The organism is Jiangella muralis, assembly GCF_001270745.1.
Classification (GTDB): domain Bacteria; phylum Actinomycetota; class Actinomycetes; order Jiangellales; family Jiangellaceae; genus Jiangella; species Jiangella muralis.
This window is the reverse complement of the sequence record NZ_LFXL01000050.1, coordinates 36,219-46,337: the sequence shown is the minus strand read 5'-3', so window position 1 is coordinate 46,337 and position 10,119 is coordinate 36,219. Positions and strand designations below refer to the sequence as shown.

Here is a 10,119-nt window from a genome sequence, read left to right as displayed (position 1 = left end):
ACAGGCACTTCCGTGCATCACACGCCACACACCACCCCGGCAGACGTGAAACCCCGAGGCTAGTCGACCCAGTGGTTGTCGTGGCGTAGGTAGAAGGCGGAGCGCTCCTCGTCGCTCAGCTCCAGCCCCTTCGACACCGCGGCCAGCGTCTCGAAGTAGTCCTCGCGCGGCGCGCCCGGCGTGAACATCAGCAGCATCGACGCCGGCTCGCCGAGGACGTTCTTGAAGCCGTGCACGCCACCCGGCGGGACGTGCAGGAAGTCGCCCGGGCCGGCCTCGGTCCAGCCGGTGCCGTCGTAGAGGCTGACCGCACCGGAGAGCACGTAGAACGACTCGGTGATGGTGCGGTGGAAGTGCGGGCCGGGGCCGGACTGGCCGGGGCCGAAGGTCCACCGGTAGAGCCCGAAGTCGCCGCCGGTGGTGGCGCCGGTGGCCAGGTAGTCGACCGTCACGCCGGACGCGTACGTCACCTCCGGCGGCTCGTCGGCGCGGCGCAACCGCACGTCGACCTCGCCGTTCGCACCGTCGTAGCGACTGGGCGGATAGGGCGCGAAACTCATCTCGTTCCTCCGATCGCAGCAGAACCCGGTTGGTGGCCGGGCACCCGATAAGGCACACTAGGCACCGACGGGACGACATGACACGTCCCCGAGGTCGAGTGCGTAGCGCCGATGCCGGCGCAGGTTCCCCCTTCCAATGAGCGGGCGCCCCCATCGTGACCGGCCACTCCCTCTACGTCCTGGAAGGACGTCTGTGCCCACCGACACCCGCACCTCGCGGGGCGACGGCGCTCGTCGCCGCCCCCGCAACCGGAACCGCCGCCCCGCTGTGGCGGCCACCACGCATCCCCAGGTCGCGTCCGACACCGCGGTCGCGCCGGCGCGACCCGCCGTCGCCGACGACCGGTCGTTCGCCGAGCTCGGCGTGCCCGCCGCCATCGTCGCGGCCCTCGCCGCCGAGGGCGTGACCAGCCCGTTCCCGATCCAGGCAGCCACCCTGCCCGACACCCTCGCCGGCAAGGACGTGCTCGGTCGCGGCCAGACGGGGTCGGGCAAGACCATCGCGTTCTCGGTCCCGACGGTCACCCGGCTGGTCGCCTCGCGCACCGGCCGCCAGGCCCGGCAGCCGCGCGCACTCGTCCTGGTGCCGACCCGCGAGCTCGCCAACCAGGTGGCCGCGACGATGGCTCCGCTGGCCGCGGCCACCGGCCTGCGCATCACCACCGTCTTCGGCGGCGTAGGGCAGGGCCCGCAGGTCAAGGCGCTCAGGAACGGCGTCGACGTCCTCATCGCCTGCCCCGGCCGGCTCGAGGATCTCATCGCGCAGCGCCATTGCGACCTCGGCGCCGTCGAGATCACCGTCCTGGACGAGGCCGACCACATGGCCGACCTCGGTTTCCTGCCCGCTGTGCGGCGGCTGCTCGACGCGACACCGCGCGGCGGCCAGCGGCTGCTGTTCTCGGCGACGCTCGACAACGGCGTCGACACCCTCGTGCGCCGCTACCTCACCAACCCGGTCCTGCACTCGACGGCACCGGCCGTCGCGCACGTCTCGACCATGGCCCACCACGTCCTGGCGGTCGAGGCGACCGACAAGGGCCAGGTGGTGCGCGAGCTCGCCTCGGGCCAGGGCCGCACGCTGCTGTTCGCCCGCACCAAGCACGGCGCCAAGAAGCTGGCGAAGGTGCTCACCGCGGCCGGCATCCCCGCCGTCGACCTGCACGGCAACCTCAGCCAGGGCGCACGGCAGCGCAACCTCGCCGCGTTCTCGGACGGGACGTCGCGCGTGCTGGTCGCCACCGACATCGCCGCCCGCGGCATCCACGTCGACGACATCGGCCTGGTCGTCCACGTCGACCCGCCGGCCGAGCACAAGGCGTACCTGCACCGGTCCGGCCGCACGGCCCGCGCCGGGGCCGGCGGCACCGTCGTCACGGTCATGACGCACGACCAGACCGGCGACGTACGGACGCTGACCCGCCAGGCCGGCATCACGCCGACGATCACCCGGGTCGGCCCGGGACACCCGGCGATCACCGAGCTCACCGGCCCGAAGGCGGACCTCGTCGCGCCGCCGCTGGCATCGCCCGCGGCTCCGGACCGGCGCCGCGCCGCCGCGGACGATTCCGCCGGAGACCGTGCGGGCGGCCGCCGACGCCGCAGCGGGCGCGGCGGGCGCGGCACTGCCGGTGGCTCGAACGGATCGAACGGCTCGGGCGCGGCGGGCGGTCGCACCGCCGGCCGCACCGGCCGCGAGCAGCAGGACCGCACCGCGAACACGTCCGGTGGACGCTCGCCGAACACCTCCGGCGGGCGGTCCCGAAACGGCAACCGCGGCGGCTCCAGCACCTCCGCGACGGCCGGTAGCTTCTCGGCGTCGCTGCGCCGCCGCTGACCCACCCCACCCCATGATCATCAACCTTTTTGGTCGTCCCAGCAGCACAAAAGGTTGATGATCATGGGAGCGGTTCCCCGCTGCTGCCGCTGAACGGCGCTCGTACACCGTCTCGGAACTCCTCCAGCCTTCCTTCCGACAAAAGTTTTTGTCAAGGATCACTTGACAGGGCGATGTCGCGGGTGTTTCTTTATGACTAACTTTAGTCCCGAAGGAAGTGCTGGATGCCCGTTCCCCGCGGTGACCTCACCCGCTCGGCCGTGCTGGCCGCGCTGGGCACGTCCGGCCCGCTGAGCAGGACCGACATCGCCCGCACGCTCGGTGTGAGCCCGGCCACCGTCACCCAGATCGTCAAGGACCTGGTGGCCCGCGGGTTGGTTGCGGAGGTCGAGCACCGGCCGTCCCGCGGCGGCCGCCCCGCCGTGCTGCTGGGGCTGGTCGGCTCGGCCGGGCGAGCGCTGGGCGCCAAGGTCGCCGCCGACCACGTCGCCGTCGTGGACGTCCAGCTGGACGGTCAGGTGCGGCAGTCGTGGGAGTGGCCGTTCGACGCGATGGCGGCCGACGCGCCGGACCGGCTGGTCGACCTGCTGCGGCCGCTGATCGAGGCGCCCGCGGGCGACGATGCGCCGATCCTCGGCATCGGCGTCGGCGTCCCCGGCTCGGTCGACGACCAGGAGGCGGGCGTCGTCGACGCGCCGACGCTGGGCTGGCGCCGGCTCGGGCTCGGCGCCCGGCTGCGCGCGGCGCTGCCCGTCCCCGTCCTGGTCGAGAACGACGTCAACGCGCTCGCCGTCGCCGAGCGGCTGTACGGCCGCGGCCGCGAGCACCGGAACTTCCTCGTCGTGACGATCGGGCGCGGCGTGGGTGCCGGGTTGGTCGTCGACGGGACCGTGTACCGCGGCGCGGGCGGCGGCGCCGGCGAGTTCGGCCACTTCCCCGTCCAGCCCGACGGCCCGCGCTGCTCGTGCGGCAACACCGGCTGCCTGGAGGCGTCGGTCGGCCAGGACGGCCTGCTGCGCGCCGCGCGGGCGGCCGGTCTCGACGCGCCGGACCCGACGATCTTCGCGGCCGCCGGCGAGCTGTTCGGCCGCGGCGTCGCCGGGCTGATCAACGTCATGGACCCCGAGGTCGTGATCGTGCTCGGCGAGGGCACCCGCGCGTGGGAGCACTGGCGGCCGGGGTTCGAGCCGAGCCTGCGCGCGCACCTGATGCCGTCGCGCCGCGGCGTGCCCGTCGTCGTCGAGTCCTGGGACGACACGTCGTGGGCACTGGGCGCGGCCGCGCTGGTGCTCGCGACGCCGTACGACGCGGCCGGCGCGACCGGCGGTCAGGGCGAGCTGGTCCGGGCCCGGCTCGGCGGGGCGCTCTCCGGGGAACTGCCGTGAGCACGACCACGAGCAGCCGGCCCACCGCCGTCACTCCCGCCCGGAAGCGGCCACGCCGCCGCAATGCCCTGCGCTACGGCGGCAACCGGCTGCGCTACGCCGGCATCGTCGCGCTGTTCCTGGCGCCGAGCCTGATCCCGCTGACGCTGTTCACGCTGGTCCCGATGGTCAGCTCGCTGTGGGTGGCGCTGCACGACTGGAACCTCATCACGCCGATGGAGTTCGTCGGGCTGGCCAACTTCCGCGAGCTGCTCGCCGACGGCGACACCTGGGCCGCGTTCGGGCACACGCTCGGCTACATCGCCGGCTACCTGCCGCTGGTCTACCTGCTCGGCCTGGCCGCGGCGCTGGCGCTGAACACCGCGCTGCGTGGCCGCAACGTGTTCCGGGCCGCGTACTTCCTGCCGGTCGTCACCAGCTGGGTGGTCGTCGCGCTGCTCTGGCGGTGGCTGCTGAGCCCGTCGAACGGGCTGGTCAACCATCTGCTCGGGCTGGTCGGCATCGACGGGCCCGGCTGGTGGACCGACCCCACCTGGGCGATGCCGTCGGTGATCCTCGCGTCGGCGTGGAAGGACCTCGGCTTCGTCATGATCATCCTGCTGGCCGGGCTGCAGGCGATTCCCGGTGAGCTGTACGACGCGGCCCGGGTCGACGGCACCAGCACGTGGCAGCGGTTCCGCCACGTGACGCTGCCGCTGCTGTCGCCGTCGACCTTCTTCGTGGTGGTCATCTCGCTGATCAACGGCTTCCAGGTGTTCGACCAGGTGTACGTGATGACCGGCGGCGGCCCGGCCGGCTCGACCGAGGTCGTCGTCCAGCAGATCTACGACCTCACCTTCCGGTACGGCCGGGCCGGCGACGCGTCCGCGCTGTCGTGGCTGTTGTTCGTGGTGGTGCTGGTGGTCACGGTCGTTCAGGTCCGCGGCCAGCGCAGGTGGGTGACGTATGCGTAGGGCGTTGCTGTACGCCGGCGTCGCCGTCGGCGCCCTCGTCATGCTGTTCCCGTTCGTGTGGACGGTGATCACGTCCATCACGCCGGGCGCCGGCCTGGGCACCCCGGACCTGATCCCGGACGAGCCGGGCCTGGACGCGTACCGGACGCTGCTGGACGCGATGCCGTTCTGGCGGATCCTGGCGAACAGCCTGTGGATCGCCGTCGCGTCGACGTTGCTGCAGCTCGTCACCAGCGCGATGGCCGCTTACGCGTTCGCCCGGCTGAACTTCCCCGGCCGCAACGGGCTGTTCCTCGTCTACCTCGCGACGCTGATGGTGCCGATGCAGGTGCTGGTCGTCCCGCTGTTCATCGAGATGCGCGAGCTGAACCTCGTCGACACCTACGCCGCCCTGCTGGCGCCGTCCATCGCGTCGGCGTTCGGCGTGTTCCTGCTGCGGCAGGCGGTCGCACAGGTCCCGATCGAGCTGGACGAGGCCGCGACCATCGACGGCGCCGGGCACCTGCGCATCTTCGTCTCCGTCGTCTGGCCGCTGATCCGCCCGGCGCTGGCCACGTTCGCCGTCCTGGCGTTCATGTCCAGCTGGAACAGCTTCCTCTGGCCGCTGGTCGTCATCCGCTCGCCGGAGCTGATGACGCTGCCGCTCGGCCTGTCCACCCTGCACGGCCAGTTCACCACCGAGTGGGACGTGGTGATGGCCGGCTCCGTGATCAGCATCATCCCGATCGCCGTGCTCTACCTCGCGGCGCAGAAGTACGTCATCCAAGGCGTGGCCCGCTCCGGGCTCAAGTGAATGGAGTTCCCATGACTCACCCGATCCGGCTCGGCGCGGTGGCCGCGGCGGCCGCGCTGCTGGCACTGTCGGCCTGCTCGCAGGGGTCCGCGACCCGTGAGGACAGCGGCGAGGACGGCCAAGTCGTCGTCCGGTACCAGGAGTTCTCGTCCAACGGCGGCAACGAGGCGAACCTCGACGCCATCGTGACGGCGTTCGAGGAGGAGAACCCCGGCATCGACGTCCAGGTCGAGACGACGCCGTACGCCGACTACTTCACCAAGCTGCAGACGGCGGTCGCCGGTGGCACCGAGGCCGACGCGTTCGAGCTGAACTACGAGAACTTCGTGACCTACGCCGACAGCGGCGCGCTCGCGGAGCTCTCCGTGGACGGTACGGCGTACACGCCGTCGCTGCTGGAGGCGTTCCAGCACGACGGCGCCCAGGTCGGCCTGCCCGAGTCGTTCAGCGACGTCGTCCTCTTCTACAACAAGGACCTGTTCGCGGCGGCCGGCGTGCCGGAGCCGACGGCGGACTGGACGTGGGAGGACGAGCGGGCCGCGGCCCAGGCGTTGACGGACACCGCGGCCGGCGTCTGGGGCGACTACCAGCCGGCCACGTTCCACGAGTTCTACAAGGCGCTGGCCCAGGCCGGCGGCCAGTTCCTCACCGACGACGGCAGCGCGACGGCGTTCAACTCCGCTGAGGGCGTCGCCGCGGCCACCTGGCTGGCCGAGAAGTCGGGCACCGTCATGCCGACCGAGGCTGAGGGCGCCGGCACGCCGGACTTCGACTCGACGCTGTTCCGCGACGGCAAGCTGGCCATGTGGCACAGCGGCATCTGGATGTTCGGCCCGCTGGCCGACGTCCCGTTCGAGTGGGACGTCGTCGTCGAGCCGGGCGACACCGACAAGGCGAGCGCCATGTTCACCAACGGCGTCGTGGTCAGCGCGAACAGCGATCACCCGGAGGAGGCGCAGGCCTGGCTGGAGTTCCTCACCGCGTCCGACACCACCGTCGACACCCGGCTGAACGCGGGCTGGGAGCTGCCGCCGATCGCCGACCAGGACAAGCTGGCGCCGTACCTCGAGCAGAGCCCGCCGGCGAACCGTCAGGCCGTGTTCGACGCGCTGGACGCGACCGTGCTGCCGCCGGTGATCGTCCGCCAGCAGGAGATGCAGGACGCCGTCACCGAGGAACTGGGCAACGCCGCGGCCGGCCGCAAGACCGTCGAGCAGGCCGTCGCCGACGCCGCCGCGAGGGTGGACGAGCTGCTGTGACGGACGACCTACTCGCGTTGGCCGAGGCCAGCCACCGGGTCATCGCGACCCACCAGGCGCCGTCCGGTGCCTACCCGGCCAGCCCGACGTTCAGTGCGTACCGCGGCTACAGCTGGTTCCGCGACGGCGCGTTCATCGCCGAGGGCGTCAGCCGCTACGGCGACGCCGACGGCCCGGCGGCGTTCCACCGCTGGTGCGCCGACGTGCTGAGCAAACGGACCGACCAGGTCGACGCGCTGGTCGCGCTGTCCGTGCGCGGCGAGCACATCCCGGTCGCGGACCTGCTGCCGACCCGGTACACGATCGACGGCGGCGTCGGGAACGACCCGTGGTGGGACTTCCAGCTGGACGGCTACGGCACCTGGCTGTGGGCGCTCGCGGCACACGCCGACCGGCACGGGCCGGTCGACGGCGTGGACGGCGGCGTGGCGACGGCGGTCCGGTACCTGACGACGTTCTGGGCCCGGCCCTGCTACGACTGGTGGGAGGAGCACGTCGACCACCGGCACGTGTCCACGCTGGGTGCGATCCGGGCCGGGCTGGCGGCGGCGGTGTCGCATCCGGCGCTGGCCGCGGCGCTGGCCCCGGCCGAGCGCGCGGCCGCGGCGGAGGCCGTCGGCGCCATCGACGCGCTGGTGCTGTCGTCCGGCGCCGTCGACGGGCACCTGACGAAGTGGCTGGGCGCGGCCGACGTCGACGCGAGCCTGCTGGCCTGCGTGGTGCCGTTCGGGCTGGCCGGCGTCGACAGTCCGATCGGGCGGGCGACGGTGTCCGCGGTCGAGGACGCGCTGTGCGTGGACGGCGGGGTGCACCGCTACGCCGCCGACACGTTCTATGGCGGCGGGCAGTGGCCGCTGCTCACGGCGTTCCTCGGCTGGAATCACGCGGCCGCCGGGCGTCGTGCGGAGGCGTTGGCGTCGCTGCGGTGGATCGCGGCGCAGGCGACCCCGTCGGGCGAGTTGCCGGAGCAGGTCGGGCACCACCTGCTGGCCCCGGACCGCGAGCAGGAGTGGATCGACCGCTGGGGCACCGTCGCGACGCCGCTGCTGTGGTCGCACGGCATGTACCTGGTGCTGGCGGCCGAGCTCGGCCTGGTGGGGAGGGCCCGATGATCCGGCACCGTCCGTTCGGCTCCGAGCACCCGTACGCCGTCACCGGCGATCAGCGGGTGCCGGCGCTGCCGGTCGACGGCGAGACGTGCGAGCTGCGGGTCCGGGCGTCGGCGTCGGTGACGTCCGTGGTGTGCGAGTGGTCCGGCCCGTCCGGTGTGGAGACGTGGCCGCTGCTGCCGCCGTCCTCCTCGTCCTCTGGTGCCGACTCCGCCGACGGCGGGCACCTGGCCGCCGCGCAGGCGCGGTCGCTGGCGGACCGGTCGTTCTGGTCGGTGACGACGCCGCCGCTGGCCGCCGGGACGACGTACCGGTACCGGTTCGTGGCGACGCTGTCGTCCGGCGCGGCGCGGCGGACGCGGTGGTTCCCGGTGGCGGCGGGCTCGTGGGCCGCTTCTGGTAGGTCGTTGACGGTGGAGGGCGACCGGCTGGTGCCCGGCAGCGTCGAGTGGCTGACCGGGCCGGAAGGTCCGCGGCGGGTCCGGTTCGCGCTGCGGCTGGCGCCGGACGAGCACGTGGTCGGGTTCGGCGAGCGGTACGACGCCGTCGACCAGCGCGGCCGCACGCTGGACGCCGTCGTGTTCGAGCAGTACAAGGCGCAGGGCGCGCACGGGCGGACGTACCTGCCGATGCCGTTCGCGCTGGTGGTCGGCGGTTCGTCGTCGTGGGGATTCCACGTCCGGACGGCCCGGCGCAGCTGGTACGACGTCGGCGCGACGACGCCGGACCGGCTGGTCGTCGAGGCCGATCTCGACGGCGACGACGCGCTCTCCGTCGGGCTCTTCTCCGGGACGCCCGCTTCCGTGGTCCGGCAGTTCCTCGACGAGGCCGGCCGGCCCGAGGAGCTGCCCGACTGGGTGTTCCGGCTCTGGGCCAGCGGCAACGAGTGGAACACGCAGGCCCGGGTGATGGCGGAGCTGGACGCGCACCGTCAGCACGACATCCCCGTCGGCGCGCTGGTCATCGAGGCGTGGAGCGACGAGTCGACGTTCACCGCGTTCCGCGACGCCGTCTATGACGTCAATGAGGACGGCGGGCCGCACCGGCTGGCCGACTTCACCTTCCCCGCCGACGGCGCCTGGCCGGACCCTCGCGGGATGGTCGAGGAGCTGCATGGGCGGGACGTGAAGGTGCTGCTGTGGCAGATCCCGTTGCTGAAGATGCGGCCGCACCCACGCGGCCAGCTCGCGGCGGACGCGCGCGCTCTGGTCTCGGGCGGCTTCGCCGTGACGGAGGCGGACGGGCGGCCGTACCGCAACCGCGGCTGGTGGTTCCCGCTCGCGCTGATGCCGGACCTCGCGTCGGAGAAGGCGCGCGAGTGGTGGACGTCGAAGCGGCGGTACCTCGTCGAGGAGCTCGGCATCGACGGTTTCAAGACCGACGGTGGTGAGCACGCGTGGGGCCATGACCTGTGGCATTCGGGTGGGGCCGCACGCGGGCTGGCCGGGAACAACCGGTTCCCGGTCGAATACGCGCGGGCCTACGGCGACCTGCTGCGCTCGGCCGGCAAGGCGCCGGTGACGTTCAGCCGGGCCGGGTTCACCGGGTCGCAGGCGCACGGCGCGTTCTGGGCCGGCGACGAGGACTCGACGTGGGCCGGGTTCCGCGCCGCCGTGGTCGCCGGCGTGACCGCGGGCGCGTGCGGGATCGTCTACTGGGGCTGGGACCTGGCCGGCTTCTCCGGCGACGTGCCGGACGCCGAGCTGTACCTGCGGGCCGCGGCGGCGTCGGCGTTCATGCCGATCATGCAGTACCACTCGGAGTTCAACCACCACCGGCTGCCGGCCCGCGACCGCACGCCGTGGAACGTCGCCGCGCAGACCGGGGACGAGCGGGTGCTGCCGGTGTTCCGCCGGTTCGCGCACCTGCGGGAGCAGCTGGTGCCGTACCTCACGTCGTCGGCTGCTTCTGCTGTTTCGGGCGGGGCGCCGCTGATGCGCGGGCTGTTCTTCGACTTCCCCGCTGATGCTTCTGTCTGGTCGGTTGTCGACCGGCAGTTCCTGCTGGGTGACGCGCTGCTGGTGGCGCCGGTGCTGTCTGCCGGCTCTGCCACCTGGGACGTGTACCTGCCGGCGGGCTCGTGGGTGGATGTCTGGACGGGCGCTGTGGTCGACGGCGGGCGGACGGTGACGCGGCCGGTGCCTCTCGACGAGATCCCGGTCTACTGCCGTGCGGCGGACTGGCCGTCCCTACGACCGGCGTTCGCCGATCTCCCGTAATTGCGTC

The 10,119-nt window shown here is 72.8% G+C and carries 8 protein-coding genes; 7 read left to right on the top strand and 1 reads right to left on the bottom strand.

Annotation, left to right across the window (positions count from 1 at the left end):
* Positions 1-59: 59 nt before the first annotated feature.
* Complete coding sequence (locus ACW62_RS30275; protein ID WP_053207855.1) at positions 60-560, bottom strand: cupin domain-containing protein; 501 nt, start codon at positions 558-560, stop codon at positions 60-62.
* Between the two features lie 193 nt (positions 561-753).
* On the opposite strand from ACW62_RS30275, the gene ACW62_RS30270 reads away from it, so the two are divergent.
* From ACW62_RS30270 to ACW62_RS30240, 7 genes are all read left to right on the top strand, one after another.
* Positions 754-2,394, top strand: a complete 1,641-nt coding sequence (locus ACW62_RS30270) for a DEAD/DEAH box helicase (RefSeq protein ID WP_240477457.1) — start codon at positions 754-756, stop codon at positions 2,392-2,394.
* Positions 2,395-2,618: 224 nt separating this feature from the next.
* A complete protein-coding gene (locus ACW62_RS30265) occupies positions 2,619-3,779 on the top strand; it encodes an ROK family transcriptional regulator (RefSeq protein WP_053207854.1) in 1,161 nt (386 codons plus the stop codon).
* Positions 3,780-3,847: 68 nt separating this feature from the next.
* Positions 3,848-4,732 (top strand): carbohydrate ABC transporter permease, encoded by an 885-nt coding sequence (locus ACW62_RS30260; RefSeq protein ID WP_420843629.1) that lies wholly within the window; start codon positions 3,848-3,850, stop codon positions 4,730-4,732.
* Positions 4,725-5,525, top strand: coding sequence for a carbohydrate ABC transporter permease (locus ACW62_RS30255; protein WP_053207853.1), 801 nt, complete (start codon positions 4,725-4,727; stop codon positions 5,523-5,525). The genes ACW62_RS30260 and ACW62_RS30255 overlap by 8 nt, the downstream gene beginning before the upstream one ends.
* A gap of 11 nt (positions 5,526-5,536) precedes the next feature.
* Positions 5,537-6,784, top strand: coding sequence for an ABC transporter substrate-binding protein (locus ACW62_RS30250; protein ID WP_053207852.1), 1,248 nt, complete (start codon positions 5,537-5,539; stop codon positions 6,782-6,784).
* Positions 6,781-7,896, top strand: a complete 1,116-nt coding sequence (locus tag ACW62_RS30245) for a glycoside hydrolase family 15 protein (protein ID WP_053207851.1) — start codon at positions 6,781-6,783, stop codon at positions 7,894-7,896. The genes ACW62_RS30250 and ACW62_RS30245 overlap by 4 nt, the downstream gene beginning before the upstream one ends.
* Positions 7,893-10,112, top strand: a complete 2,220-nt coding sequence (locus ACW62_RS30240) for a glycoside hydrolase family 31 protein (RefSeq protein WP_053207850.1) — start codon at positions 7,893-7,895, stop codon at positions 10,110-10,112. Before ACW62_RS30245 ends, ACW62_RS30240 begins: the two co-directional genes overlap by 4 nt.
* Positions 10,113-10,119 lie beyond the last annotated feature (7 nt).

Coding starts and splice junctions, on each gene's coding strand:
- ACW62_RS30250 (WP_053207852.1), top strand. CDS start 5,537: ATGACTCACCCGATCCGGCTCGGCGCGGTGGCCGCGGCGGCCGCGCTG.
- ACW62_RS30275 (WP_053207855.1), bottom strand. CDS start 560: ATGAGTTTCGCGCCCTATCCGCCCAGTCGCTACGACGGTGCGAACGGC.
- ACW62_RS30265 (WP_053207854.1), top strand. CDS start 2,619: ATGCCCGTTCCCCGCGGTGACCTCACCCGCTCGGCCGTGCTGGCCGCG.
- ACW62_RS30255 (WP_053207853.1), top strand. CDS start 4,725: ATGCGTAGGGCGTTGCTGTACGCCGGCGTCGCCGTCGGCGCCCTCGTC.
- ACW62_RS30240 (WP_053207850.1), top strand. CDS start 7,893: ATGATCCGGCACCGTCCGTTCGGCTCCGAGCACCCGTACGCCGTCACC.